23 protein-coding genes are annotated in these 25704 nt (G+C 65.2%); 11 read left to right on the top strand and 12 right to left on the bottom strand.

What is annotated here, in order from left to right; genetic code table 11:
- The first annotated feature begins 2 nt into the window (after positions 1-2).
- Complete coding sequence (locus N0B28_RS00405; RefSeq protein WP_275729770.1) at positions 3-1778, top strand: KinB sensor domain-containing domain; 1776 nt, start codon at positions 3-5, stop codon at positions 1776-1778.
- A 42-nt stretch (positions 1779-1820) separates the two neighbouring features.
- Here N0B28_RS00405 and N0B28_RS00400 read toward each other — a convergent pair whose 3' ends face one another.
- The 6 genes from N0B28_RS00400 to N0B28_RS00375 form a co-directional block, all read right to left on the bottom strand.
- Positions 1821-3440 carry an EAL domain-containing protein gene (locus tag N0B28_RS00400; RefSeq protein ID WP_275729768.1) on the bottom strand — a complete coding sequence of 540 codons (1620 nt, stop codon included), beginning with the start codon at positions 3438-3440 and terminating at the stop codon, positions 1821-1823.
- Positions 3441-3515: 75 nt separating this feature from the next.
- Complete coding sequence (locus tag N0B28_RS00395) at positions 3516-4292, bottom strand: N-acetylmuramoyl-L-alanine amidase (RefSeq protein WP_275729765.1); 777 nt, start codon at positions 4290-4292, stop codon at positions 3516-3518.
- Between the two features lie 64 nt (positions 4293-4356).
- The gene (locus N0B28_RS00390) at positions 4357-6291 is read right to left on the bottom strand and encodes a GGDEF domain-containing protein (protein WP_100634943.1); all 1935 of its coding nucleotides are present in this window, start codon (positions 6289-6291) and stop codon (positions 4357-4359) included.
- A gap of 23 nt (positions 6292-6314) precedes the next feature.
- A complete protein-coding gene (locus N0B28_RS00385) occupies positions 6315-7169 on the bottom strand; it encodes an endonuclease/exonuclease/phosphatase family protein (protein ID WP_043862301.1) in 855 nt (284 codons plus the stop codon).
- Between the two features lie 11 nt (positions 7170-7180).
- Positions 7181-7813: a thiol:disulfide interchange protein DsbA gene (dsbA, locus tag N0B28_RS00380; protein ID WP_043862300.1), complete on the bottom strand. Its 633-nt coding sequence runs from the start codon at positions 7811-7813 to the stop codon at positions 7181-7183.
- Between the two features lie 165 nt (positions 7814-7978).
- A complete protein-coding gene (locus N0B28_RS00375) occupies positions 7979-8596 on the bottom strand; it encodes a c-type cytochrome (protein ID WP_043862299.1) in 618 nt (205 codons plus the stop codon).
- Positions 8597-9013: 417 nt separating this feature from the next.
- Between N0B28_RS00375 and yihA the strand changes: the two genes are divergently transcribed.
- The gene (yihA, locus tag N0B28_RS00370) at positions 9014-9646 is read left to right on the top strand and encodes a ribosome biogenesis GTP-binding protein YihA/YsxC (protein ID WP_054916024.1); all 633 of its coding nucleotides are present in this window, start codon (positions 9014-9016) and stop codon (positions 9644-9646) included.
- Positions 9647-9935: 289 nt separating this feature from the next.
- Here yihA and polA read toward each other — a convergent pair whose 3' ends face one another.
- Positions 9936-12716 (bottom strand): DNA polymerase I, encoded by a 2781-nt coding sequence (gene polA / locus N0B28_RS00365; protein ID WP_100634941.1) that lies wholly within the window; start codon positions 12714-12716, stop codon positions 9936-9938.
- A gap of 74 nt (positions 12717-12790) precedes the next feature.
- Between polA and N0B28_RS00360 the strand changes: the two genes are divergently transcribed.
- Complete coding sequence (locus tag N0B28_RS00360; protein WP_043862296.1) at positions 12791-13078, top strand: DUF2782 domain-containing protein; 288 nt, start codon at positions 12791-12793, stop codon at positions 13076-13078.
- 64 nt (positions 13079-13142) lie between these two features.
- Positions 13143-14093: a homoserine kinase gene (locus N0B28_RS00355; RefSeq protein ID WP_275729758.1), complete on the top strand. Its 951-nt coding sequence runs from the start codon at positions 13143-13145 to the stop codon at positions 14091-14093.
- A gap of 96 nt (positions 14094-14189) precedes the next feature.
- On the opposite strand, the gene N0B28_RS00350 is transcribed toward N0B28_RS00355, so the two are convergent.
- Positions 14190-15110: a zinc ABC transporter substrate-binding protein gene (locus N0B28_RS00350; RefSeq protein ID WP_275729755.1), complete on the bottom strand. Its 921-nt coding sequence runs from the start codon at positions 15108-15110 to the stop codon at positions 14190-14192.
- A gap of 66 nt (positions 15111-15176) precedes the next feature.
- Between N0B28_RS00350 and zur the strand changes: the two genes are divergently transcribed.
- The 4 genes from zur (at position 15177) to N0B28_RS00330 (ending at position 18071) form a co-directional block, all read left to right on the top strand.
- Positions 15177-15659 (top strand): zinc uptake transcriptional repressor Zur, encoded by a 483-nt coding sequence (gene zur, locus N0B28_RS00345; RefSeq protein ID WP_043862294.1) that lies wholly within the window; start codon positions 15177-15179, stop codon positions 15657-15659.
- Entirely contained in the window at positions 15659-16438 is a 780-nt protein-coding gene (gene znuC / locus N0B28_RS00340; RefSeq protein WP_043862293.1) for a zinc ABC transporter ATP-binding protein ZnuC, read from the top strand. Before zur ends, znuC begins: the two co-directional genes overlap by 1 nt.
- Positions 16431-17213 (top strand): zinc ABC transporter permease subunit ZnuB, encoded by a 783-nt coding sequence (gene znuB, locus N0B28_RS00335; protein WP_043862292.1) that lies wholly within the window; start codon positions 16431-16433, stop codon positions 17211-17213. Before znuC ends, znuB begins: the two co-directional genes overlap by 8 nt.
- A gap of 144 nt (positions 17214-17357) precedes the next feature.
- Entirely contained in the window at positions 17358-18071 is a 714-nt protein-coding gene (locus N0B28_RS00330; RefSeq protein ID WP_043862291.1) for a PA5502 family lipoprotein, read from the top strand.
- Positions 18072-18129: 58 nt separating this feature from the next.
- On the opposite strand, the gene katE is transcribed toward N0B28_RS00330, so the two are convergent.
- The gene (katE, locus tag N0B28_RS00325; protein ID WP_043862290.1) at positions 18130-20268 is read right to left on the bottom strand and encodes a catalase HPII; all 2139 of its coding nucleotides are present in this window, start codon (positions 20266-20268) and stop codon (positions 18130-18132) included.
- A gap of 236 nt (positions 20269-20504) precedes the next feature.
- Here katE and N0B28_RS00320 point away from each other — a divergent pair, with 236 nt between their 5' ends.
- The 3 genes from N0B28_RS00320 to N0B28_RS00310 are packed head-to-tail and all read left to right on the top strand — an operon-like array spanning position 20505 to position 23017.
- The gene (locus N0B28_RS00320; protein WP_054916029.1) at positions 20505-21512 is read left to right on the top strand and encodes a methionine ABC transporter ATP-binding protein; all 1008 of its coding nucleotides are present in this window, start codon (positions 20505-20507) and stop codon (positions 21510-21512) included.
- The gene (locus N0B28_RS00315) at positions 21512-22183 is read left to right on the top strand and encodes a methionine ABC transporter permease (protein ID WP_043862288.1); all 672 of its coding nucleotides are present in this window, start codon (positions 21512-21514) and stop codon (positions 22181-22183) included. Before N0B28_RS00320 ends, N0B28_RS00315 begins: the two co-directional genes overlap by 1 nt.
- A gap of 60 nt (positions 22184-22243) precedes the next feature.
- Entirely contained in the window at positions 22244-23017 is a 774-nt protein-coding gene (locus N0B28_RS00310) for a MetQ/NlpA family ABC transporter substrate-binding protein (protein ID WP_043862287.1), read from the top strand.
- Positions 23018-23105: 88 nt separating this feature from the next.
- Here N0B28_RS00310 and N0B28_RS00305 read toward each other — a convergent pair whose 3' ends face one another.
- The 3 genes from N0B28_RS00305 to N0B28_RS00295 are packed head-to-tail and all read right to left on the bottom strand — an operon-like array spanning position 23106 to position 25701.
- Entirely contained in the window at positions 23106-23738 is a 633-nt protein-coding gene (locus tag N0B28_RS00305; protein WP_043862286.1) for an SCO family protein, read from the bottom strand.
- Positions 23735-24634 carry a heme o synthase gene (gene cyoE / locus N0B28_RS00300; RefSeq protein WP_043862285.1) on the bottom strand — a complete coding sequence of 300 codons (900 nt, stop codon included), beginning with the start codon at positions 24632-24634 and terminating at the stop codon, positions 23735-23737. The genes N0B28_RS00305 and cyoE overlap by 4 nt, the downstream gene beginning before the upstream one ends.
- Positions 24619-25701, bottom strand: a complete 1083-nt coding sequence (locus tag N0B28_RS00295) for a COX15/CtaA family protein (protein ID WP_054916030.1) — start codon at positions 25699-25701, stop codon at positions 24619-24621. Before N0B28_RS00295 ends, cyoE begins: the two co-directional genes overlap by 16 nt.
- Positions 25702-25704 lie beyond the last annotated feature (3 nt).

Below are 25704 nucleotides of genomic sequence, written 5' to 3'. Positions count from 1 at the left end.
CAATGAAGCTGCGCACGCGGCTTTTTCTCAGCATCTCGGCGCTGATCACCGTGGCCCTGCTGGGCCTGATTCTGGGCCTGGTCAGCGTGCAGCAGATGGCCAGCTCGCAGCAGAAGCTGATCAGCGACAACTCCTACATCCTCGACCTGGGCCTGAAGCTGCGTCAGAACCTGGGTGAACAGCTGTCCCTGCTGCTGGACCCGGACAGCGAGGTGCAGGCGCTGCAACCGCTGCAGGACAAGTTTCAGCAACTGCTCGACGAGGGCCTGAGCCATGAACGCCAGGCCGAGGGGTTTGCGGGTTTCAGTACCGCCAACCGTGATTACCAGGCCTTCCTCAAGGCCTTTCGCGACAGCCCCGAGCCCAGCCGCAACCTGGGCCCGGACCAACCCCTGGGCGAAGCCTTCAACCAGTTGCGCACCGACCTGATCGACTCGCACAAGCAGGCCCTGGCGCATATCAACCACAGTGAACAGAAGGCCCGCGAACGTGCCCTGCTGGTCTCCAGCATGCTGGGCCTGCTCGGGCTTGCCGTGCTGGTGCTGGGTTTCATCACTGCCCACGGCATCGCACGCCGCTTCGGCCAGCCGATCGAGGCGCTGGCCAAGGCCGCCGACCAGATCGGCCAGGGCAACTTCGAGGTCACCCTGCCGGTAACTCCGGCCGTGGAGATCAACCAGCTCACCCGCCGTTTCGGGCTGATGGCCGAGGCACTGCGCAAGCATCAGGCCACCAATGTCGACGAACTGCTGGCCGGCCAGCAGCGCCTGCAGGCGGTGCTCGACAGCATCGACGACGGCCTGCTGATCATCGACCGCGAAGGCCATCTGGAACACCTCAACCCGGTGGCCCAGCGCCAGCTGGGCTGGGACGCCAGCCGCCTGGGCCAGGGCCTGGGCAAGGCGCTGCAACGCCCGGAGCTGGACGACCAACTGCGCCTGATATTGCGTGGCGGCAGCCTGGACCGCGTGCCGGACGACCTGAGCCTGGAAATAGATGAAGAAACCCGCTTGCTGGCCTACAGCCTGACCCCGGTGTGCCATCCGCAGGGGCAGATCCTGGGCGCGGTGATGGTGTTGCACGACGTCACCGAGCAGCGCGCCTTCGAACGGGTGCGCAGCGAGTTCGTGCTGCGCGCCTCCCACGAGTTGCGCACCCCGGTGACCGGCATGCACATGGCCTTCGGCCTGTTGCGCGAGCGCCTGACGTTTCCAGCCGAGAGCCGCGAGGCGGACCTGTTCGACACCATTGGCGAGGAGATGCAGCGGCTGACCCAGCTGATCAACGACCTGCTCAACTTTTCGCGCTACCAGAGCGGCTTGCAGAAGCTCGAACTGCAACCCTGCGTGATCGACGAGTTGCTGTCGCGGGCCCGCGAGCGCTTCGCAACGGCGCTGGCCGACAAGCAGATCGAGTTGCGCGTGGAGCTTGCCGCGCCACTGCCGCGCATCCAGGCCGACCCGGCGCAACTGGACCGGGTGTTGGACAACCTGCTGGACAATGCCATCCGCCATACGCCGGTGGCGGGCAGTATCCGCCTCAATGCCCGGCGGCATGCCGAACGGGTGATCATCAGTATCGAGGACAATGGCGAAGGCATTGCCTATGGCCAGCAGGGGCGGATTTTCGAGCCCTTCGTGCAGGTTGGGCGCAAGAAAGGCGGTGCCGGGCTGGGCCTGGCACTGTGCAAGGAGATCGTGCAGTTGCATGGCGGGCGCATGGGCGTGTACTCACGGCCAGGGCAGGGCACGCAGTTCTACATGGCGCTGCCGGTGTAACCGCCTTCGCCTGCTGGCGCCAGCCTTGCTGGCGAAGGGGCGCTACGCCTCGTCATCGATCCGCCGCGGCCCCAGCCGCCGCCCCCGAGTCACCAGCTCGACGAACTGGCGCGCACTGAGCGGGTGCGCGAACAACCAGCCCTGGCCATAGTTGACCCCCTCGCTGTTGAGCAGCAACGCCTGGTCCTCGTACTCGATACCCTCGGCGATCACCCGCAACTGCAGGGCGTGGGCCATGCGGATGATGTGCGGGGCCACGCCGCTGCTGGCCGCGTCGTGCCCCAGGGCATCGATGAACGCCTTGTCGATCTTCAGGCAGTCCACCGGCAAGGTCTGCAGGTAGGCCAGGCTGCAATAGCCGGTACCGAAGTCGTCGATCAGCACCTGGTGCCCCACCGCCCGCAAGGCCTGCAGGTTGTCCCGCGCCACCACCACGTCGATCAGCCCGCGCTCGGTGACCTCGAAGGCGATCTGGCTGGCCGACACATGGTGCAAGGCCAGCAGGCGCGCCGCCACCCGGCCGATGCGCGGCACCATCACATCGCACGCCGCCAGGTTCACCGAGATATACAACTGGCGGTTGGCGCGCAGCAGCTGGCCCAGCTGTTCGAGCACACGCTGCAGCACGAAGTCGGTGATCTGGCGGATCTGCCCGGTGTTCTCCGCCAGCGGGATGAACAGGTCGGGGCTGGTCAGCGTGCCGTCGGGGCGACGCCAGCGCACCAGGGCCTCGGCGCCCACGCAGCGCCGGCTGGCCAGCTCGAAGATCGGCTGATACAGCACCTGCATTTCGCCACGGCGCAGCGCGCCCTGCAGCTCCGAGCTCATCGAACGGCTCTGGCGCACCAACTGCAGCACCAGCCAGCCGATGCACCAGGCCAGCAGCAGGCTGCCGGGGAACAGCAGCCAGAGCACGCCGTTCATCTTCAGCGGCAGGCTTTCGCGCGGGGTGATCAGCACCAGCTGGTAGTCAGGCGATTTGGTGGGCATGCGGTATACCAGGCGATCGGGCAGTTCCATCAGGTCCACCCTGGGCGGTGGCGGCCACTGATCGCCGGGCGGCCACGGCTGCTCCGGGCCCAGTACCGGCACGGCACGCGCGCCGTGGTCGAGCACCACCAGCAGGCTGCCACCGGGCGGCAGGTCGACCACGTCGGTCAGGTGCCCGCGCGACGTCGACACGCGAAAGTGCCCACGCCCCAGCACCAGTGCGGCGCGGTTGTCGTCGGGTTCGGTGGTGGTATTGAGCCAGTAGCTGTAGGTGGGGCCCTGGATGTCCGGTGCCCGCAGCGGGTCGAAGTTGCTGCTGCCCAGCCGGTTGGAGCACGACTGCGTGCCGTCGAGGTAAGTGGCCTCGAACACGAAGCGGTTGTCGAAGGTCACCTGCTGCAAGGCTGCCTGCATCGCACTGCTGCACCCGCGCAGGGGCTGTGCCTGAAGGGCGTCGACGCTTTCGCGCAGTTGGCCGAAGATCTGCTCCAGGCGTTCGAGAAAGCGCTCGCCCTTGGCGTTCATCTGCGCGCTTTCGCGCTGCTGCACCTGGTGCATGGCCACGCCGAGGCTGGCCAGCAGCAACAGGGTTGCACTCGCCGTGGCCGCAAGCGTGGCCAGCAGCCAGGGTCGATAGAGGAGGCGACGCAACGTGGCAAGGGCAGGCGACATCAAGAATCATCCCGTTGAATACCATGAGGTATAGCAACTGCCGGACGAATCAGCCTGCCCGTTGGGCGGTACCGCTCAGCGCTGGCTGTTCAGCACCTGCAGAATCGCGGCAGTCTGGGCATCCGGCTGGCCGTCGAACAGCTGTGGCCGAAAGCGCATCTGGAACGCTGCCAGTACATGCCGGGTGCTCACGTCCAGCTCGCCGGTCTGCTCGATGGCGTAGCCAAAGCGCGCCAGTTGCTGCTGGTACCAGGTGATGCTTGGCGGGTTGACGTCAAAGCGCGCGCGCTGCTGCGCCACCGCCTGAGCGTTGGGCCAGACGCCAAGGCCGGCGTCGGCCAGGCGTTTCCAGGGGAACATCGGGCCCGGGTCGAGCTTGCGCAGGGGCGCGATGTCGCTGTGGCCGATGATGTGTCGCGGCTGGATGCCGTTGCGCTGCACGATGTCCTTGAGCAGTACGATCAGCGCCTGGATCTGCGCCTCGCTGTAGGGGTGCCACACGCGCCCGGTGGGGGTGTCGGTGAAGCCCGGGTTGACGATCTCGATGCCGATGGAAGTGGAGTTGAGCCAGGTCCGGCCCTCCCACTGGCTGTCGCCGGCATGCCAGGCGCGACGACTTTCATCCACCAGCTGATAGATGGTCGCCGGGTTGTCGCCGATCAGGTAATGGCTGCTGACTTCACCGTGGGTCAGCAGGGCCAGCGAGCGCTCGAGGTTGGCATTGGTGTAATGCAGCACCACGAACTGGATGCGGTTGTCCTGGCTGACCGAGGGGTGGCTACGGTCGATCTTCAGGCCGGTGGCGCAACCGGCCAATGTCAGCATCACAAGCGCGGTAAGGAAGGCTTTCATGGAAATGGGGCAGGGCCTGGGCAGTCGGTAATGCAATAGCATAACGTATCCTGCGCAAACCCGTTCACCCCTGTTCGACGCGGTTGCGACCCAGGTGCTTGGCGCGGTACAGCGCCTCGTCGGCGCGCTTGAGCACTGCGTCGCTGCGCTCGCCGGAGCGGAACGCGGTGATGCCGATGGACAGGGTGATGGTCACCCGTTCGCCCTTGAAGTGGAACGGGCAGGCTTCGATGGCGCCGCGCAGCGTCTCGGCCAGCTCGATGCCGCTACCCAGCGCGGTCTGCGGCACCAGCAGGACGAACTCCTCGCCGCCGAAGCGGGCGATGAAATCGCGGCTGCGCAGACGCTTGCGCAGCTCGTTGGCAACGATCTTGAGCACCTTGTCGCCGGCCTGGTGGCCGTAGCTGTCGTTGATGCGCTTGAAGTGGTCGAGGTCGAGCATGGCCATCAGCAGGTGGCCGCCGTTTTCCTGCCAGGCGAGCATTTCCTGCTCCAGGCGCTCGGCCCAGGCGGCGCGGTTGGGCAAGCCGGTGAGCGGGTCGATCAGGGCCTTCTGGCGCTGTTCCTCAAGGTGCTCGCGGTAGCCCAGGGCTTCCTGCTCCATGCTCGCGACCCGCTCGGCCAGGCCTTGCAGGCGGCTGGCCAGTTCCTGCTCGCGCAGGTCACGCTGATGCTGGTGCTCGTCCATGGTGCCGAGCAGGCCCTCGAGGCGGTTCTCGAGGATGTGCTTGAGACTGTCGAGGTCGGCAGCGCCCTGCACGCTGCTTTGCAGGCCATCGACCTGTTCGCGCAGCTGGGTATTGAGGTCGCGGGCGACGGAGCTGTTGTCGGCATGCCCTTCGCTGGCCTCCTGCAGGTGGCTCTGGAACGTCTCGAGGCGCTCGTTGAGCTGTTGCAGGTAGGCTTCGAATTCATGCTGGCCGCTGTCGGTGATGGCCAGCATCAGTACCGCCAGGTCATCCAGCACCGGCAGCAGCTCGTACCAGTTCAGCCCGTGCTCCAGGCGCTGACGCACCGCCAGGGCCTGGGGCTTGTGGCGTTCGGGCAGGGTCAGGTCGTCGAGCAAACCGAGCAGGGTCTGCTCGATATGGGTGGCGACGGAGCTATAGGAAGGCTCGGTGCCGTCGGGGAGGGCGTAGAGGAGTTCTTCGGGGGTGGGTTCGGGTGCACCATCGACTTCGACAGCGTCCGCTTGCTCGGTCAGCACCGGGGCAGGCGTGGGTGGCGGTGTGAGCGCTGGGGCCTCTTCGCCAGCAAGGCTGGCGCCTACAGTGTAGGAGCCGGCATTGCCGGCGATGGGCTGCGCAGCAGCCTCGGCGTCCTCTGTGTCGACCAAGGCTGGGGGCTCGGGCAACGGCTGCAGTTCATCCACATCCGCCGCAGCCGGCGCAGGCTGCTCATGCACAGGTTCGACCGCTGCTTGCGCCACCGGCTCCAGGGCCTGCGTTTCGGGTTGAGCGACCTGCGTCTCTTCTTCACGCCCGCCAAACAAGCGCTGCAGAAACCCCGGCTTGCTCGCCTCTTCAGGGTGCTCCAGCACCGCCAGCGCCTTGCCCTGCAAGCCACTGAGCTCGCTCAGCAGCAACGGCATCTCGCGTGACTGGCTGGCCCGCGCATCCAGCTGCTTGGCAAATTTCTTCAGCGGTCGGCTGACCTCGCTGGGCAACGGCAGCTTCTGCAACTGGGCCACCAGCGCGTTGAGCGCTGTGCCTACCTGGGCGATCCGGGTTTCACGGCGCTGCTCGGAATCGAGCACGGCCTTTTCCAGACGCGGGATCAACCCGGCCAGGGCGGCGTCCATGTTGTCGGTACGGATGACCTCGCGCATTTCCTTCATGCACTGGTCTACCGCGCGGTCGCTGCCTTCGGCCGCCAGGGTGCTGCGCACCAGGCCGCGGCGCAGCAGGTCGAGACGGGCGTCCCACCGGCGTTCGAGCTTTTCCTGCTGCTCGATGCTCTTGAGGTATTTTTCTTTCCAGCGTTGAGCTTCGTCGGTCATGCCAAGGTCCGCAGATAAGGGGACTAACGCAAGGCCGGAAGGGTATCGACAGTCAGGGCATCAGGCAAACGAATCTCGACCGCCACGGGGAGATGGTCGGAAATCGGCTGGGACAGCACCTCGACCCGTTCCAGGGTGAGGCTCGGGCTGAGCAGAATATGATCAAGGCAACGCTGTGGTCGCCAGCTGGGGAAGGTCGCTTCGACCTGCGGCGCAATCAGGCCCAGGTCGCGCAGCGGGGAGTGCTGCAACAGGTCGGTGGCATGGGTGTTCATGTCGCCCATCAGCACCTGGTGACGATAGCCGCCGATCAGCTCGCGGATGTAGCCCAGTTGCAGGGCGCGGGTTCGCGCGCCAAGCGCCAGGTGCATCATCACCACCACCAGCGCATCCTCGCCTTCACCGAACCGCACCAGGATCGCACCGCGGCCGGCCGGGCCGGGCAGCGGGTGGTCTTCGAGCAGTTGCGGCTTGAGGCGGCTGAGCACGCCGTTGCTGTGCTGGCCCAGGCGCCCGAGGTTGCGGTTGAGCTGCTGGTACCAGTAGGGGAAAGCACCCAGTTGCGCCAGGTGTTCCACCTGGTTGACGTAGCCCGAGCGCAGGCTGCCGCCGTCGGCTTCCTGCAGGGCCACCAGGTCGAAGTCGCCCAGCAGGTTGCCGATCTTCTGCAGGTTGCCGGCACGCCCCATGTGCGGCAGCAGGTGCTGCCAGCTGCGGGTCAGGTAGTGCCGGTAACGCTCGGTGCTGATGCCTACCTGGATATTGAAGCTGAGCAGACGCAAGCGACCGTCGGACGGTAGACCACTTGCATCGATATGGTGCTCGTTGACCTGCGGTTCGTGCAGGCCGACGAGGCGCTCGGATTTCCAGCGGCGCATAGTTTCGCCTCTTATTTGGCGGCGCGTTCCTTGGCAATCAGTTGGTCAGCAACGTTCAGTACGCCGTTCGGGCCACCTGCGGTGCCCAGGTCGAAGGTGTACTTGCCGTTGACGACCATGCTCGGAACGCCCTTGATGTTGTACTGCTTGGCAAGTTCCTTGGCCTGGTTGACCTGTCCCTTGATGGCGAACGAGTTGAAGGTGGCCAGGAACTTGTCCTTGTCCACACCCTGGGTGGCCAGGAAGTCGGCCATCTCTTCAGGCTTGGTCAGGTGCTTGCGCTGGTTCTGGATGGCATCGAACACGGCCGCATGCACCTTGTGCTCCACGCCCATGGCTTCCAGGGTCAGGAACATCTGCCCGTGGGCGTCCCATGGGCCGCCGAACATGGCGGGAATACGCTTGAAGTTCACGTCGTCAGGCAGCTTTTCGACCCACGGGTTGATCGTCGGTTCAAAGCTGTAGCAATGCGGGCAGCCATACCAGAACAGCTCGACCACTTCGATCTTGCCAGGCTGGGACACCGGTACCGGGTTGCTCAGCTCGACATATTCCTTGCCGGCGATCACAGGGTCTGCGGCCTGGACCGTCATACCGAAGGCGCTGGCGGCGACCAGCGCGGCGCCGAGAATCAGATTACGCATGCGTTACTCCTGAGCAGTGATGTGTCGCCTCGTCGCGACCTGGGTTCAGACAGGCCGGGGCAGGCCCGAGTTCGTTAGTGTAACGGCAGCGGGCACAAAAAAGGGTGGCCCGGGCCACCCTTTTCATTTTTGCGCCGCTGTATTAACCCAGCGTTAAACCGGGGCTCAGTGCAGGCCCTGGATGTAGCTGGACAACGCGTCGATGTCCTTGTTGCTCAGCTTGCTGGCGATGGTGCGCATGGTGGTGGCATCGCCATCGTTGGTGCGGTTGCCTTCACGGAAGTCCGTCAGCTGCTTGGCCACGTAGCTTGCGTGCTGACCACCCAGGTGCGGGAAGCCGGCGGCGGCAATGCCTGCGCCGTTGGGCGAGTGGCAACCGGTGCAGGCCGGCAGGCCTTTTTCCAGATCACCGCCGTTGAACAGTGCGCGACCACGCTCGACCAGCGCCGGGTCGGCGGCGCCCACGCTGCCTTTCTGGCTGGCAAAATAGGCCGCGATATCGGCCAGGTCCTGATCGTTGAACGCGGCCAGCATGCCGGTCATTTCCAGCACGGTACGTTTGCCCGACTTGATGTCGTGCAGTTGCTTCTCCAGGTATTTCTCGCCCTGGCCGGCCAGTTTCGGGAAATTCGGCGCCATGCTGTTGCCGTCGGGGTTGTGACACGCGCCACATACAGCGGTTTTTGCCTGACCGGCAGCAGCATCCCCAACGATATTGCCGGCAGCGTTGGCAGCCCCGGTGATGCCTAAGGTCAACAGCAGACTCACGAATAGTTTGTTCATCAGCTAATCCAACTACGGCTAAGGGTGAAAGAGTTATGTATCGAGGCAACCTGTCTTGTTGACTCACCCGGTCAGGGTGGCCTGATCGTCCTCGTTACTGCAGTCCATGCACAAACCACGCGGCGGCATAGCCTTGAAACCCTGGGGAGCTGCTTCGACAGCCTCTGCGGTCCCTTATGTCAGGCGTGACTTCCACGCTGTAGGGATCCTGTGTAGCCTGAGCGCCGAATACGACCCTTTCAGGGTTGGGGCTGCACTGCGTCTACTGCGCAAGCTTGGTCAAGCAGCTCCCGTGCACATCCTCCTACGCTGGGATAATGCGCACACAAAAACTGGGGCATTATATACTCCCGTGCCTGAAACGGAAACGACACCGCTTGCCGAGACCCCCTCGAGCAACGCCCAATCGGAAATACCATGCAAGTCAAAAACCCCATCCTCGGACTCTGCCAGCAGGCCAAATTCGCCCTCAGTGCCGCCAAAGTCGACCAGTGCCCGGACGACGAAGGTTTCGAAGTGGCCTTTGCCGGCCGCTCCAACGCCGGCAAGTCCAGCGCCCTCAACACCCTGACCCACGCGAGCCTGGCGCGCACCTCGAAAACCCCGGGGCGTACCCAGCTGTTGAATTTCTTCAGTCTGGACGACGATCGGCGTCTGGTCGACCTGCCGGGCTACGGTTATGCAAAGGTGCCGATCCCGCTCAAGCAGCACTGGCAGCGCCACCTGGAGGCCTACCTGGGCAGCCGGGAGAGCCTCAAGGGCCTGATCCTGATGATGGACGTGCGCCATCCCATGACCGACTTCGACAAGATGATGCTCGACTGGGCCGTGGCCAGCGGCATGCCGATGCACATCCTGCTGACCAAGGCCGACAAGCTGACCTTCGGCGCGGCCAAGGGCACGCTGCTCAAGGTACAGGCCGAAATCCGCAAGGGGTGGGGCGACAGCGTGACCATCCAGCTGTTCTCGGCGCCCAAGCGCCAGGGGCTGGAAGAGGCCTACACGGTACTGGCTCGCTGGCTGCAACTGCCGGACAAGCCCGCAGAATAAGGGCTGCCCGGCAAATGCCGGGCAAAAAAAACCCCGGACTTCGTATGGGGAGGGGGAAGTTCGGGGTTCAAGTTCCGGACCGCTAGGGCGGGGTCCAGATATCTGCCAACACTTAACACAACATAGGAGCATCGAAGGGCTTCACCAGCCATTCAGTTACTCTGAGTCGTGGTTCACCGGTTTAGTTCCTCGGCGCGGGAAACTATTTTCCATAGGCCGAAAAAGCAGAAATTGCCGCGACCTTATGCCGCAGCAAATTTCTGTTTTTGGTAGGCGCCAAGCACGCTTTTCAGTGCGCCTCGTCCCAGTTCGCCCCCACGCCCACATCCACCACCAGCGGTACATCCAGCTGCGCGGCACCGCTCATGTGCACGCGAATCTCCTGCGCCACCTGTTCCACCAGGTCCTCGCGCACTTCCAGCACCAGTTCGTCGTGCACCTGCAGGATCACCCGGGCATCCAGCGCAGTGCTCGCCAGCCAGTTGTCCACCGTGACCATGGCGCGCTTGATGATGTCAGCTGCGGTGCCCTGCATCGGCGCGTTGATCGCGGTACGCTCGGCGCCAGCGCGCTCCTGCGGACGGTTGGAGTGAATGGTCGGCAGGTACAGGCGCCGCCCGAACAGCGTTTCCACGTAGCCCTGGTCGGCCGCCTGCTTGCGGGTGCGCTCCATGTAGTCGCGCACGCCCGGGTAGCGGGCAAAGTACACGTCGATGTAGGCCTTGGCCGTCTTGCTGTCGACGCCGATATCCTTGCCCAGCTTCTTTGCGCCCATGCCGTAGATCAGGCCGAAGTTGATCGCCTTGGCGCTGCGCCGCTGGTCGGAGGTCACGTCGCCAAGCTCCACCTTGAACACTTCGGCCGCGGTGGCAGTGTGCACGTCCAGGCCGTTGCGGAAGGCGCTGAGCAGGCCCTCGTCCTTGGCCAGGTGGGCCATGATGCGCAGCTCGATCTGCGAGTAGTCCGCCGCCAGCAATTTGTAGCCGGGCGCCGCGATGAAGGCCTGGCGAATGCGCCGGCCCTCGGCGGTACGCACCGGGATGTTCTGCAGGTTCGGGTCGCTGGACGACAGGCGGCCGGTGGCAGCCACCGCCTGCTGGTAGGAAGTGTGGATACGCCCGGTACGCGGGTTGATCTGCTCGGGCAGGCGGTCGGTGTAGGTGCTCTTGAGCTTGCTCATGGAGCGGTACTGCATCAGCACCTTGGGCAGCGGGAAGCCTTCCTCGGCCAGCGCCTCAAGGGCTTCTTCAGCCGTCGACGGCTGGCCCTTGGGGGTCTTCTTCAGTACCGGCAGGCCGAACTTGTCATAAAGGATGGCGCCCAGCTGCCTGGGCGAACCCAGGTTGAACGGCTCGCCCGCCAGCTCGATGGCTTCGCGCTCCAGCGCGTCCATCTTGTCGCCCAGCTCGCCGCTCTGGATCCTGAGCAGGTCGGCATCCACCAGCGCGCCCTCGCGCTCGATACGCGCCAGCACCGGCACCAGCGGCATCTCGATATCGCTCAGCACACTGGCCAGGCTTGGCAGCGCCGCCAGCTCGGCGTGCAGCTTGTGGTGCAGGCGCAGGGTGATGTCGGCATCTTCGGCGGCGTAGGGGCCGGCCTTGTCCAGGTGGATCTGGTTGAAGGTCAGCTGCTTGGCACCCTTGCCGGCAATGTCGGTGAAGCCGATGGTGGTGTGGTCCAGGTACTTCTTGGCCAGGCTGTCCATGTCGTGGCGGGTGGCCGTGGAATTCAGCACATAGGATTCGAGCATGGTGTCGAAGGCCACCCCACGCACGGTGATGCCCGCGCAGTTGGCCAGGATGTTGATGTCGTACTTGGCGTGCTGCCCGACCTTGGCCTTGTTCGGGTCTTCCAGCAGCGGCTTGAGCGCGTTCAGCACCAGCTCGCGGTCCAGCTGCTGCGGGGCGCCTTCGTAGTCGTGTGCCAGCGGGATGTAGGCGGCCTCATGGGGCTTGACCGCAAACGACAGGCCGACCAGCTGGGCCTGCTGTGCATCGACCCCGGTGGTTTCGGTATCGAATGCGAACAGCTCGGCGTCCTTGAGCTTTTGCAGCCACACGTCGAAACGTGCCTTGTCCAGAATGGTTTCATAGGCGGCCTCGACAGGGGCTACCGGCTCGGCAACGGCCACCGGGGGCGCCTCGGCGTCGGGTGTGGCGGCAGGGGGCGGGGCGAGCTCCAGGCGCTTGTTCTCGCGCTGAACTTCGTCGATCCAGCCCTTGAACTCGAGTTCGGTGTACAGCTGCAGCAGCGTTTCGCGGTCAGGTTCGCCCAGGTGCAGGTCGTCCAGCCCGACCTCCAACGGCACGTCGACCTTGATCGTGGCCAGCTGGTACGACAGGAACGCCAGCTCCTTGTGCTCCAGCAGCTTGGCCGGCAGGGTCTTGGCCCCGCGGATCGGCAGGCTCGGCACCAGGTCGAGATTCTCGTACAGCTCCTTGATACCGCCATTGACGCCCACCAGCAGGCCGACGGCGGTCTTCTCGCCCACGCCCTTGACCCCGGGGATGTTGTCGGATGAGTCGCCCATCAGCGCCAGCAGGTCGATGATCTGCTCGGGTGCGACGCCGAACTTCTCCTTCACGCCCTCGATGTCCATCGACGAGCCCGACATGGTATTGACCAGGGTAATGTGCGCATCCACCAGCTGGGCCATGTCCTTGTCACCGGTGGAGATCACCACCGGGCGGGTCGCCGCGGCGCTGCTGCGGGCCAGGGTGCCGATCACGTCGTCGGCCTCGACCCCCTCCACGCACAGCAGCGGGAAGCCCAGCGCCTTGACGCTGGCGTGCAGCGGCTCGATCTGCACACGCATGTCGTCGGGCATGCTCGGCCGGTTGGCCTTGTACTCGGCGTACATCTCGTCGCGAAAGGTGCCGCCCTTGGCGTCGAACACCACCGCGAAGGGGCTGTCCGGGTACTGCTTGCGCAGGCTCCTGAGCATGTTCAGCACACCCTTCACCGCGCCGGTGGGCATGCCCTTGGAGTTGGTCAGCGGTGGCAGCGCGTGGAACGCGCGGTACAGGTAGGACGAACCGTCCACCAGGACGAGGGGAGCTTGGCTCATGAGCAGAATCAACCTTTTCAACGGGCCCGGCGCTAGAATGTCCGGAACATTGACGACAAAGGGACAAGGTTATCATGCGTAGACTAAATCGCCTGTTGCTGCTCGGTGTGTTGGCTGCCGCTCCACTGGTAGCCAATGCGGCGGATGAAGCGCCTTCGGCCGATCCGGATGTAACCATTCGCACGGAAGGCGACAAGACCATCCAGGAATACCGCCAGAACGGTTTCCTGTATGCCATCAAGGTCACCCCCAAAGGGGGCAAGCCTTACTTTCTGGTGCGCGCAGACGGCTCGGAAGGCAACTTCATCCGTTCCGACCAACCCGACATGCTGATTCCTTCCTGGAAAATCTTCGAGTGGTAATGCGGGCCCCTACCATCCACCTGGCACTTCCTGCGGGAAGTGCCCGAATGAGCAGTTTTTGACCATGTCTGTCTTCACCCCACTGACCCGGCCCGAGCTGGAAACCTTTCTGGCGCCCTATGGACTGGGTCGCCTGCGGGACTTCCAGGGAATTGCCGCCGGCACCGAGAACAGCAACTTCTTCGTCAGCCTCGAACAGGGTGAGTTCGTGCTGACACTGGTCGAACGCGGGCCGATCCAGGACCTGCCGTTCTTCATCGAACTGCTCGACGTGCTGCACGAGGCCGACCTGCCGGTGCCCTATGCGCTGCGCACCCGCGACGGCGTGGCCCTGCGCGAGCTGGCCGGCAAGCCGGCGCTGCTGCAGCCGCGCCTGCCGGGCAAGCACATCAAGGTGGCGAACAACCAGCATTGCGTACAGGTGGGCGAACTGCTCGGCCACCTGCACACCGCGACCCAGCACAAGGTGCTGGAGCGCAAGACCGACCGTGGCCTGGACTGGATGCTGGCGACCGGCGCCGAACTGATGCCGCGCCTGAACTCGACGCAACAGGCGCTGCTGCAGGGCTGCCTGGACGAGATCGTCGCGCACCAGGGCCAGATCATGGCGCTGCCGCGGGCCAACCTGCACGCCGACCTGTTCCGCGACAACGCCTTGTTCGAAGGCACCCACCTGACCGGGCTGATCGATTTCTACAATGCGTGCTCCGGGCCGATGCTGTATGACCTGGCGATCACCCTGAACGACTGGTGCTGCGACGATGCCGGGCAGATCGACCCGCCGCGGGCGCGGGCGTTGCTCGGTGCATATGCGGCGCTGCGCCCGTTCACCGCAGCCGAGGCACACCTGTGGCCGGTGATGTTGCGGGTGGCCTGCGTGCGGTTCTGGCTGTCGCGGCTGATTGCGGCCGAGTCGTTTGCCGGGATGGACGTGCTGATTCACGACCCGGCGGATTTCGAGGTGCGCCTGGCGGCGCGTCAGCAGGTGGACATCGCCCTGCCGTTCGCGTTGTAACTGAGCCACTCCAGGTAGGAGCCGGCCTTGCCGGCGGAGCCGTTGGGCTGCAGCGCAGCCCTTCGCCGGCAAGGCCGGCTCCTACAGATCGGTGGGTCAGAGCTTTTCCAGGCACCCCGCCAATCCATTGCCCAGGTTCTCCAGCAACCGCTCATAGCCATTGGCATCCGCTGGCATCGTGCCGCCCAGCGCATCCAGCTCGGCCAGCGTCACCGGCAACCCCGCTGTCAGCGTCTCGGCCAGCCGCGGGCGTAGCGGCGGCTCGCTGAATACACAGGTCTTGCCCACTTCCTGCAGGCGCTTGCGCATCGCGGCCACGTGCTGCGCGCCCGGCTGCACCTCCGCCGCCACACTGAACACGCCGGTGTGCTTGAGCCCGTAGGCCGCCTCGAAGTAATCGAAGGCTTCATGGAAGACAAAGTACGGCTTGCCCGCAACAGCGCTCACCCGCGCCTTGAGCCGCGCATCCAAGGCATCCAGGCGCTCGCCGAATGCCTTGGCGTTGGCGGTGTAGCGCGCCTGGTTCTGCGGATCGGCCGCGCCCAGGTCCGCCGCCATCTTCGCCGCAATCACCCGCGCGTTCACCGACGACAACCACAGGTGCGCATCCAGGCTGCCTGGGCGGTGGTCATGGTCGTGCTCGTCGGCGTCTTGCGCGTGGGAATGGCTGTCCTCGCCGAAATGGCGCAAGGTCAGGCCCGGCAGGCTCTGCACCGCCACCGTCGGCTTGCTGCGGCTACCCAGCACACGGGGCAGAAAACCCTCCATGTCCGGGCCGATCCAGTACAGCAAGTCCACCTGGCCCACCTTGCGCACATCGGAAGGGCGCAAGGCGTAATGGTGCGGCGAAGCGCCCGGTGGCAGCAGCACATCCGGCGTACCGACACCGTCCTGCACCGCGGCGGCGATCAGCTGCAGCGGCTTGATGCTGGTCAGCACCTGAACCTCGGCCTGCGCCGGGGTCAGCAACAGGCTGCTTGTGACAAAAGCGACAAAAACGGCAAAAAATCGGGACACGATAGGCACTCATCGGGGCAGGAACGGGTAACATAATAACGTCTCTCAACAGAACCGTCGCTGCCCATGCCCAATACCCCGCTGGCCAACCGTCCCCACGACCACTCCCACTGCGTGCACAGCGCGCTGGCCGAGGCCGATGCGCTGTGCGCGCGTCAGGGCCTGCGCCTGACCGCCCTGCGCCGCCGCGTGCTGGAGCTGGTATGGCAAAGCCACAAGCCGCTGGGCGCCTACGACATCCTTGCCGTGCTCAGCGAGCAGGACGGCCGCCGCGCCGCACCGCCCACCGTGTACCGCGCACTGGATTTCCTGCTGGAAAACAGCCTGGTGCACCGCATCGCGTCGCTCAATGCCTTCATGGGCTGCAGCCACCCCGAGCATGCCCACCAGGGCCAGTTCCTGATCTGCCGCCAATGCCACGTGGCAATCGAACTGGAGCAAGCCTCCATCAGCGACGCCATCGTGGCCAGCGCCAATGATGTGGGTTTCAGTGTCGAGACCCAGACCGTCGAAGTGGTCGGTCTGTGCGGCACCTGCCGGAGCGCCTGATGAGCAACGCGTTGATCCGCCTCGAGCAGGTGGGCGTCACCTTCGGCGGCCAGGCCGTGCTCGACAGCATCGACCTGTGCGTGGAGCCCGGGCAGATCGTGACCCTGATCGGCCCCAACGGCGCCGGCAAGACCACCCTGGTGCGCGCCGTACTCGGCCTGCTGGCGCCGCATACCGGCAGCGTATGGCGCAAGCCGCGACTGCGCATCGGCTACATGCCGCAGAAGATCCAGGTGGACGCCACCTTGCCGCTGTCGGTACTGCGCTTTCTGCGCCTGGTGCCGGGCGTGGACCGCAAGACAGCACTGGCGGCCCTCAACGAAGTGGGCGCCGAACACGTCATCGACAGCCCCATCCAGACCGTGTCCGGCGGTGAGATGCAGCGGGTGCTGCTGGCCCGCGCGCTGCTGCGCAAGCCAGAACTGCTGGTGCTCGACGAGCCGGTACAGGGCGTCGACGTGGCCGGTCAGGCCGAGCTCTACAGCCTGATCACGCGCCTGCGCGACCGCTACGGCTGCGGCGTGCTGATGGTTTCCCACGACCTGCACCTGGTGATGAGCACCACCGATCAGGTGGTGTGCCTCAACCGCCACGTGTGCTGCTCGGGCCACCCGGAGCAGGTCAGCGGCGACCCGGCCTTCGTCGAGCTGTTCGGCAACAACGCGCCAAGCCTGGCGATCTACCACCATCATCACGACCACGCCCACGACCTGCACGGGTCGGTGGTCACCCCGGCCCCTGGCGGGCATGTGCACGGAGACCACTGCAAGCATGGCTGATTTTCTGTTGTATGCCCTGCTTGCAGGCCTGGCCCTGGCGCTGGTGGCGGGCCCGCTGGGCTCGTTCGTGGTGTGGCGGCGCATGGCGTATTTCGGCGACACGCTGTCCCACGCGGCGCTGCTGGGCGTGGCCCTGGGCTTCGTGCTGGACGTCAGCCCGACGCTGGCGGTGACCGTCGGCTGCCTGTTGCTGGCGCTGTTGCTGGTGACCCTGCAGCAGCGCCAGCCGCTGGCCTCCGACACCCTGCTGGGGATTCTCGCGCCGAGCACGCTGTCGCTGGGCCTGGTGGTGCTGAGCTTCATGCACGATGTGCGCATCGACCTGATGGCCTACCTGTTCGGCGACCTGCTGGCGATCAGCCCGGGCGACCTGGCGTGGATCCTGGGCGGCAGTGCGCTGGTCCTGTTGCTGATCGTGGCGCTGTGGCGCCCGCTGCTGGCGGTGACCGTGCACGAGGAACTGGCCCGGGTCGAAGGCCTGCCGGTGGCTGCGCTGCGCTTGGCGCTGATGCTGCTGATCGCGGTGGTGATCGCGGTGGCGATGAAGATCGTCGGCGTGCTGCTGATCACCTCGCTGCTGATCATCCCCGCCGCAGCCGCACAGCGGCATGCGCGCTCGCCGGAACAGATGGCCCTGGGCGCCAGCCTGATCGGCGTAGTGGCGGTGTGTGGCGGGCTGGCCCTGTCGTGGTTCAAGGACACCCCGGCCGGCCCATCCATCGTGGTGTGTGCGGCAGTGCTATTCTTGGTGAGCCTGGCGCTGCCCCGGCGCTGAGCGCGCAGCCCCATGGGCAGGGTGCGGCCGACAGGGTCGCGCCCTGCGACATTTTAATCGCCGCTACATCCTGAAGAGTTATTTTCGCGCCAGCGCGCTGGGTGTAGACTTGCTCGCTTTTTGCGCAAATAGAGAGTCGCAGGAATGAAGCCGTTCGCCTCCCGTTATCTGCTCCTTGCCGCGTTTTCCGTGTTGCTGGCCGCCTGTTCCAGCGCGCCGGTCGACCCGCCGCCGCCCGCGCAGCCCGATGCCTGGCAGCTGCTGGAGCAGAACATCGCCAGCAGCGAGCTGGCCACCGCCGAAGACCAGCTGGCCACCTTGCAGGCCCAGTCGCCGGACGATGCACGCCTCGAACCCATGCAGCGCCAGCTGGCCGAAGCCTACCTGCAGCGCAGCCAGATCGTGCTGCAGAAGGGCGATGTGAATGCCGCAGCCACCGCGCTGGCACGTGCCCGTGCGCTGATGCCCAAGGCCCCGGCGCTGACCGGCGGCGTAAATGGCGCCATCACCCAGGCGCGCAAGGCCGAGCTGGACAAGGCCGAGGCCGCGCTCAAGGCGGCGGAAGCCAAGCCGCCGGCAAAAGTCATCGACCCCACGGCGCCGAGCACCGTAGTGGCGTTGAAAATCACGAAAATAGAAGAACTTCGCCGACAACTGGATGACATCGCCACCGATGTGGTGAATTACCAGTGTGACGTGGTGTTCCAGGTGCCGCGCCGTGATGACGCGCCGTGGCTACAGACCTTGCTGGCCAAGCGGGTAAGCAAGCGCGATGCGAGCTTCGCCTTGCAGCAGGCCCACGAGATTCATCGCAACCAGCCGGCGCAGGTGGTGCTTACGCCGCGGCGCGCCGAGTGATGTCGGCGGTGCGTTCTTCGCCGGCAAGGCCGGCTCCTGCAGGAGCCGGCCTTTTTGACTACGCCGGAATGGCCTTGGCGGCCGCTTCCCGCGACCACACCCGGTGCTTGGCAATCGCCGCGATCAACGCCTTGTAGGCCTTCTGATCGCTGCCCACCACCATGCCTTCATCCGCCTTGAGGCCCAGCTTGTCGAGCACGGCCTTGGCATCGCTGTCGGTACCCAGCGGTTTGAGGTGCTTGTAGGCCTCCAGCACGAAGTGCAGCGCCACGCCATCGCCGCTCAGGGCCTGCAGGCTGGCCTTGCCACCGGCGATCCATACCGCATCGAACACCACCGACGGCATGCCTTCCATCGAGGCATCCACCGCCAGGGTCTTGCCGGCAGCGGTCTTCACCGGTGCCGAGGTCGGCCCCAGCAGCACGCCCTGGGCGCTCTCGGCCTGCAACGCCTTCACCAGCGGGTCCACCAGCGTGGCATCCACGCCATCGGCCACCAGAATCGCCACCTTGCGCCCCTTGATGCCTTCGCCCAGCAGGTTCATCTGGCTCAGCGCCGGCGAAGCCTTGAGCGACTGTGGCTTGACGTCCACGGTGCCGGCCTTGGGCGCCGGCAGGCCAAGGTTCTGCGCTACCCGCGCCGCCAGCTTGAGGTCGATGTTGGCGAGAATCTCGTTCACCTCGCGGGCACGGATATGCTCGCGCTCCACCTTGCCCAGCTCGAAGCTGTAGGCACTGATGATGTGCTCCTGCTCGGTCGGGCTCATGCTCTGGAAGAACAGCCGCGCCTGGGAGAAGTGATCGCCGAACGAGGGGCTGCGCTGGCGCACCTTGTGCGCCTCGATGCGCTCGGGGTAGGTCTCGAAGCCGCCATCCTGCGCCGCCGGCGGGGTTTCCTTCGGCCAGCCGCCATCGATGGAGTTGGGCTCGTAGGACGCCCGGCCCTTGTGCACGGTGGTACGGTGCTGGGCATCGCGCTGGCCGTTGTGGTTGGGCGCCACGGGCCGGTTGATCGGGATCTCGTGGAAGTTCGGGCCACCCAGGCGGCTGATCTGCGTGTCGGTGTAGGAGAACAGCCGGCCCTGCAGCAGCGGGTCGTTGGAAAAGTCGATGCCCGGCACGATATGACCGGGGCAGAACGCCACCTGCTCGATTTCGGCAAAGAAGTTGTCCGGGTTGCGGTTGAGCACCATCTTGCCAAGCGGCGTCACCGGTACCAGCTCTTCTGGGATGATCTTGGTCGGGTCGAGCAGGTCGAACTCGAACTTATGCTCGTCGGCCTCGGGCACGATCTGCACGCCCAGTTCCCATTCCGGGTAGTTGCCGGTCTCGATCGCTTCCCACAGGTCGCGGCGGTGATAGTCAGTGTCCTTGCCCGCCAGCTTCTGCGCCTCGTCCCACAACAGCGAATGCACACCCTGCTTGGGCTTCCAGTGGAACTTGACGAAACTGGCCACGCCTTCGGCGTTGATCAGACGGAAGGTGTGCACGCCAAAGCCCTGCATGGTGCGCAGGCTTTTCGGTATCGCGCGGTCGGACATCGCCCAGATCACCATGTGCGCCGACTCGGGCACCAGCGAGACGAAGTCCCAGAAGGTGTCGTGGGCCGAACCGCCGGTGGGGATCTCGTTGTGCGGTTCGGGTTTGACCGCATGCACGAAGTCGGGAAACTTGATCGCGTCCTGAATGAAGAACACCGGCATGTTGTTGCCAACCAGGTCGAAGTTGCCCTCATCGGTAAAGAACTTGACGGCAAAGCCGCGCACGTCGCGCACCGTGTCACCCGAGCCACGCGGCCCCTGCACGGTGGAGAAGCGCACGAACACCGGGGTGATCTTGTCCGGGTCCTGCAAGAAGCCGGCCTTGGTCAGTGCGGCATGCGACTCGTAAGCCTGGAAGTAGCCATGCGCGCCGGTGCCGCGGGCATGCACGATGCGCTCGGGAATGCGCTCATGGTCGAAATGCGTGATTTTCTCGCGCATGATGAAGTCTTCAAGCAGCGAGGGGCCGCGGTCACCGGCCTTGAGGGTGTTTTGGTTGTCGGCAACCTTGACCCCCTGGTTGGTGCGCAGCGCCTGGCCGGTGGCATCGCTGCGAAACGGCTCCAGGCTCTGCAGCTTGGCGTTGGTGTTGGCCTTGTCGGGCGTCTGGGCGCCGGCGAGTTGACTTTCCTGGGGCGCATTCTTCTTGCTGGGCATGGGTCTGCAACTCCTCATCATCGTACGCGGGGCCCCTGGATGGGGCTCTTCAGGTAGTGACTGACAGGAGTGCCGGGCGTTCCTTTCGAATGACCAGCGAGCAACCACTGATCGCGTTATTCCTCAAGCGTTGGTCAAACACGAAATAAATGCTAAGAACCTATATACGAACAGGCTAAAATGCGCCCCCCGGCTAACAGCTGACCCTATTTCATGCGCCCCACAAGGTTCGCTACGTGATCGAGTTTCAACAAGTCCATAAAACCTACCGCGTCGCCGGTAGGGACATCCCCGCACTGCACCCGACCAGCCTGCGCGTCGAAGACGGCCAGGTGTTCGGTCTGATCGGCCATTCCGGTGCCGGCAAAAGTACCCTGCTGCGCCTGATCAACCGCCTCGAGGCCCCCAGCGGCGGCAAGATCATCGTCGACGGCGAAGACGTCACGGCGTTCAACGCCAACGACCTGCGCCGCTTTCGCCAGCAGGTAGGGATGATCTTCCAGCACTTCAACCTGCTGGCCTCCAAGACCGTGGCCGACAACGTGGCGCTGCCGCTGACCCTGGCCGGGCGCATGTCACGCGCCGAGATCGACCAGCGCGTCGGCGAGCTGCTGGCCCGGGTAGGGCTGAGCGAGCATGCCAGGAAGTACCCGGCACAGCTGTCCGGCGGCCAGAAGCAGCGCGTCGGCATCGCCCGCGCCCTGGCCACCAAGCCCAAGATCCTGCTGTGCGACGAAGCCACCAGCGCCCTGGACCCGCAAACCACCGCCTCGGTGCTGCAATTGCTGGCCGAGATCAACCGCGAGCTGAAGCTGACCATCGTGCTCATCACCCACGAGATGGACGTGATCCGCCGCGTGTGCGACCAGGTGGCGGTAATGGACGCCGGGCAGATCGTCGAACAGGGCCCGGTGGCGCAGGTGTTCCTGCACCCCAAGCACCCGACCACCAAGCGTTTCGTGCAGGAAGACGAGCAGGTCGACGAAAGCGAACAGCGCGACGATTTTGCCCATGTACCGGGGCGCATCGTGCGCCTGACCTTCCAGGGCGACGCCACCTATGCGCCGCTGCTGGGCACCGTGGCCCGTGAAACCGGGGTGGACTACAGCATCCTCGCCGGGCGTATCGACCGCATCAAGGACACCCCCTACGGTCAACTGACCCTGGCCATCACCGGTGGCGACATCGAGGCGGCATTTGCCCGCTTCATTGCGGCAGATGTTCATATGGAGGTACTGCGCTGATGGACGCCCTGAGTTTCTTTGCCAACATCGACTGGGCCGAAATCTGGCTGGCCACGATCGATACCATGATCATGCTGTTCGGCTCGCTGCTGTTCACCGTACTGCTGGGCCTGCCACTGGGCGTGCTGCTGTTTCTGTGCGGCCCGCGCCAGCTGTTCGAAGAAAAGCGCGTGTATGCGCTGCTGTCGCTGGTGGTCAACGTGCTGCGTTCGCTGCCGTTCATCATCCTGCTGATCGTGATGATCCCGTTCACCGTGCTCATCACCGGCACCTCGCTGGGCGTGGCCGGGGCCATCCCGCCACTGGTGGTCGGTGCCACGCCGTTCTTCGCGCGACTGGTGGAAACCGCCCTGCGCGAGGTCGACCGCGGCATCATCGAGGCCACCCAGTCGATGGGGGCCACCACGCGCCAGATCATCATGAACGCCCTGCTGCCCGAAGCGCGGCCGGGCATCTTCGCAGCCATCACCGTGACGGCCATCACCCTGGTGTCGTACACCGCGATGGCGGGTGTGGTGGGTGCCGGCGGGCTGGGTGACCTGGCCATCCGCTTCGGCTACCAGCGCTTTCAGACCGACGTGATGGTAGTCACCGTGGTACTGCTGCTGGTGCTGGTTCAAGTTCTGCAGAGTGTCGGCGACAAACTGGTTGTGCATTTTTCCCGTAAGTAACCAAGGGTCGGCCACGCCGACGCGCCGGGGGCCGGAACGGCCCTCACAAGGAGCGATTAGATGAAAAGACTGCTTGCTGCTGTTGCCGCCGTCGCGGCCTTCTCTGCCCACGCGGCCGAGACCCTGACTGTTGCCGCCACCCCGGTACCGCACGCCGAGATCCTCGAGTTCGTCAAACCGGCGCTGGCCAAGGAAGGCGTGGACCTGAAGGTGAAGGTGTTCACCGACTACGTCCAGCCCAACGTGCAGGTGGCCGAGAAGCGCCTGGATGCCAACTTCTTCCAGCACCAGCCGTACCTGGACGAGTTCAACAAGGCCAAGGGCACTCACCTGGTCAGCGTTGCCGGCGTGCACCTGGAGCCGCTGGGCGCCTATTCGAACAAGCTCAAGAAGCTCGACGAACTGCCATCGGGCGCCACCGTGGTCATCCCCAACGACGCCACCAACGGCGGCCGTGCCTTGCTGCTGCTGGACAAGGCTGGCGTGATCAAGCTCAAGGACAACACCAACATCCTGTCGACCGTGAAGGACATCACCGGTAACGACAAGGGCCTGAAATTCCGTGAGCTGGAAGCTGCCACCATTCCGCGCGTGCTGACCCAGGTCGACCTGGCGCTGATCAACACCAACTATGCGCTGGAAGCCAAGCTCAACCCTGAAAAGGACGCCCTGGTCATCGAAGGCAGCGATTCGCCTTATGTGAACATCCTGGTGACCCGCGAGGACAACAAGGATTCGGACGCGGTGAAGAAGCTGGTAGCAGCACTGCACACGCCTGAAGTGAAGAAGTTCATCGAAGAGAAGTACAAGGGCGCGGTCAAGCCAGCGTTCTGATAGACCGCAGCGCCCCATTCGCCGGCAAGGCCGGCTCCTGCAGGGTTACGTACAACCTGTAGAAGCCGGCCTTGCCGGCGAAGTTTTTTCAGTCGCGCTTGACCAGCCCCGGCAACTGCGCCACCAGCTTCTGGTTGTTGAACGGCGCCCGAATGAACCCGCGCTGGGTACCATCCGGCCCGAGCAGCGCCAGGTTGCCACTGTGATCGACCGTGTAGTTCGGCTTGCTGGTGTCGGCCGGAATGAACGGGATGCTCACCGCATTGGCCAGCTTCTGCGTATCCTCCAACGACCCCGTCACCCCGCGAAAATCCTTGTCGAAGTAGCCCAGGTACGTCTTCAACTGCGCCGGTGTATCCCGGTTCGGGTCGACGCTCACCAGCACCACCTGCAAACGGTCCACCGCCTCCTTGGGCAGCTCGCTCTTGACCTGCCGCAGTTGCGCCAGCGTGGTCGGGCAGATGTCCGGGCAGAAAGTGTAGCCGAAGAACAGCAGCGACCACTTGCCCTTGAGCTGGTCCAGCACCACCGGCTGGCCGTTCTCGTCGGTCATCTGCAGCGCCGGCACCTGGCGGCTCTGCGGCAGCAGGATGATCCCGGCATCGATCAGCGCCGTGGGGTCGCCCTGGCTGCGATTGCTCAGCACCTTGTTGATGGTAAGCCCGAGAATCAGTGCGACCAGGGCAACGAGGATGAAAACGGTTTTCTGGGTTCGAGTCATAGGTTCAACAGTAGGTAATGGTCAACAAGCAGCGCGATGAACAGCAGGAACAGGTACGCGATAGAGTACTTGAAGGTCCTGATCGCCGCGTGCGGCCGACTGCCACGGTACAACACCCAGGCCCAGTGCAGGAAGCGCCCGCCCAGCACCACGGCGCAGGCCAGGTACAGCGGCCCGCTCATGTGGATCACGTAAGGCAACAGGCTCACCGCCAGCAGGGCGGCGGTGTACAGCAGAATGTGCAGCTTGGTGTAGTGCTCGCCGTGGGTCACCGGCAGCATCGGGATATCGGCCTTGGCGTACTCCTCCTTGCGATGGATGGCCAGGGCCCAGAAGTGCGGCGGGGTCCAGGCGAAGATGATCAGCACCAGCAACAGGGGCTCGGCGCCCACATGCCCGGTCACCGCCACCCAGCCCAGCAGCGGCGGCGCCGCCCCGGCCAGCCCGCCGATCACGATGTTCTGCGGCGTGGCCCGCTTGAGAAAGCCGGTGTAGAGCACCGCATAGCCCAGCAGCGAGGCCAGGGTCAGCCAGGCGGTCAGTGCGTTGGTGAAGCTCAGCAGCAGCACCATGCCCAGCACCGCCAGCAGCAAGGCGAACGCCAGCGCCGCCAGCGGTGCGACGCGCCCCTCGGCCAGCGGCCGCTTGTGGGTGCGCGCCATCAGTGCGTCGATGCGCCGGTCCACCACATGGTTGACCGCCGCCGCGGCACCCGCACACAGGCCGATGCCCAGGTTGCCGAACACAAGTACCGTCCACGGCACGCCCGCGCGGGTGGCCAGGAACATCCCCACCAGCGAGGTGATGAGCATCAGCACCACCACCTTGGGCTTGGTCAGCTCCAGGTAGTCGCGCCACAGCGCCTGCTGGCGCGCGGGGTTCAGAAGCGTTGCCATGGGTTCTCTCCCAGATAATGCACCACGCCCACCGGGCGCAGCGGCGTCAGGCGCCAGCCCTGGCTGACCCTGCGCGCCTTGGGCTGCGTGGCCAGGCGCGTGCGGTAGTTGACCAGCACCAGCGTCAGCAGCAGCGCCGCGCCACCGGCGTTGTGCGCCACCGCCACCGCCAGCGGCAGCCCGAACGCCACATTGCTGATGCCCAGCCCCACCTGCACCGCCAGCGCCAGCAGCACCAGCCTGGCCAGGCGCCGCAGGCCGATAGCGTGCAGCTGCCAGGCCAGGGTCAGCAACACCAGCGTGACCAGCAGCGCCCCCAGGCGGTGGGTGATATGGATGGCGGTGCGCGCTTCGCTGTCGAGCTGTCCGCCCAGGTAGTTGGGGCCGATGTGCTGGGTGAGGTGAAAGCCGTTGGCAAAATCCGCCTCGGGCCACCACTGGCCGTGACAGGTCGGCAGGTCGACGCAGGCCACCGCGGCATAGTTGGCGCTCACCCAGCCGCCCAGGGCGACTTGCCCGATCACCAGCAGCAACGCCAGTGCCGCCAGGCGCCTTAGCCGCAGCGGCAGGCCGGGCAGGGGCATGAACGCGCGCGACAGGCGCAGGCTCAGCAGAAACAGCAGGCTCAGGGTGGCAAAGCCGCCCAGCAGGTGCGCCGTGACCACCTGCGGCCACAGCTTGAGGGTGACCGTCCACATGCCGAACGCGGCCTGGAAGAACACCACCGCCAACAGCAGCAGCGGCAGGCGGTACGGCTGGCCGTTGTGCCCGTGCCGACGCAGCGCCTGCACCGCCAGCATGGCGATCACCAGCGCCAGGGTGCCGGCAAAATAACGGTGCACCATCTCGTTGCGGCCCTTGTGGGCCTCGACCGGCGTGTCCGGGTAGTGGCGTTCGGCATGTGCCAGTTGCGCCTCGGTCTTGGGCACGCTGATGAAGCCGTAGCAGCCCGGCCAGTCGGGGCAGCCCAGGCCGGCGTGGGTCAGGCGGGTATAGGCCCCCAGCAGCACCACCACCAGCGCGAGGAAGGTGGCGAACACGGCGAGGCGGTATCCGGGTCTGGCCATGGT

It is taken from the genome of Pseudomonas sp. SD17-1, assembly GCF_029201585.1.
GTDB classification, from domain to species: Bacteria; Pseudomonadota; Gammaproteobacteria; order Pseudomonadales; family Pseudomonadaceae; genus Aquipseudomonas; species Aquipseudomonas palmensis.
This window is presented reverse-complemented; position numbering and strand designations above follow the sequence as displayed.

Coding starts and splice junctions, on each gene's coding strand:
- N0B28_RS00310 (WP_043862287.1), top strand. CDS start 22,244: ATGAAAAGACTGCTTGCTGCTGTTGCCGCCGTCGCGGCCTTCTCTGCC.
- N0B28_RS00375 (WP_043862299.1), bottom strand. CDS start 8,596: ATGAACAAACTATTCGTGAGTCTGCTGTTGACCTTAGGCATCACCGGG.
- znuB (WP_043862292.1), top strand. CDS start 16,431: ATGGCTGATTTTCTGTTGTATGCCCTGCTTGCAGGCCTGGCCCTGGCG.
- N0B28_RS00355 (WP_275729758.1), top strand. CDS start 13,143: ATGTCTGTCTTCACCCCACTGACCCGGCCCGAGCTGGAAACCTTTCTG.
- N0B28_RS00295 (WP_054916030.1), bottom strand. CDS start 25,701: ATGGCCAGACCCGGATACCGCCTCGCCGTGTTCGCCACCTTCCTCGCG.
- zur (WP_043862294.1), top strand. CDS start 15,177: ATGCCCAATACCCCGCTGGCCAACCGTCCCCACGACCACTCCCACTGC.
- dsbA (WP_043862300.1), bottom strand. CDS start 7,813: ATGCGTAATCTGATTCTCGGCGCCGCGCTGGTCGCCGCCAGCGCCTTC.
- katE (WP_043862290.1), bottom strand. CDS start 20,268: ATGCCCAGCAAGAAGAATGCGCCCCAGGAAAGTCAACTCGCCGGCGCC.
- cyoE (WP_043862285.1), bottom strand. CDS start 24,634: ATGGCAACGCTTCTGAACCCCGCGCGCCAGCAGGCGCTGTGGCGCGAC.
- N0B28_RS00305 (WP_043862286.1), bottom strand. CDS start 23,738: ATGACTCGAACCCAGAAAACCGTTTTCATCCTCGTTGCCCTGGTCGCA.
- N0B28_RS00390 (WP_100634943.1), bottom strand. CDS start 6,291: ATGACCGACGAAGCTCAACGCTGGAAAGAAAAATACCTCAAGAGCATC.
- polA (WP_100634941.1), bottom strand. CDS start 12,716: ATGAGCCAAGCTCCCCTCGTCCTGGTGGACGGTTCGTCCTACCTGTAC.
- N0B28_RS00360 (WP_043862296.1), top strand. CDS start 12,791: ATGCGTAGACTAAATCGCCTGTTGCTGCTCGGTGTGTTGGCTGCCGCT.
- N0B28_RS00330 (WP_043862291.1), top strand. CDS start 17,358: ATGAAGCCGTTCGCCTCCCGTTATCTGCTCCTTGCCGCGTTTTCCGTG.
- N0B28_RS00385 (WP_043862301.1), bottom strand. CDS start 7,169: ATGCGCCGCTGGAAATCCGAGCGCCTCGTCGGCCTGCACGAACCGCAG.
- N0B28_RS00400 (WP_275729768.1), bottom strand. CDS start 3,440: ATGTCGCCTGCCCTTGCCACGTTGCGTCGCCTCCTCTATCGACCCTGG.
- N0B28_RS00405 (WP_275729770.1), top strand. CDS start 3: ATGAAGCTGCGCACGCGGCTTTTTCTCAGCATCTCGGCGCTGATCACC.
- N0B28_RS00315 (WP_043862288.1), top strand. CDS start 21,512: ATGGACGCCCTGAGTTTCTTTGCCAACATCGACTGGGCCGAAATCTGG.
- znuC (WP_043862293.1), top strand. CDS start 15,659: ATGAGCAACGCGTTGATCCGCCTCGAGCAGGTGGGCGTCACCTTCGGC.
- yihA (WP_054916024.1), top strand. CDS start 9,014: ATGCAAGTCAAAAACCCCATCCTCGGACTCTGCCAGCAGGCCAAATTC.
- N0B28_RS00395 (WP_275729765.1), bottom strand. CDS start 4,292: ATGAAAGCCTTCCTTACCGCGCTTGTGATGCTGACATTGGCCGGTTGC.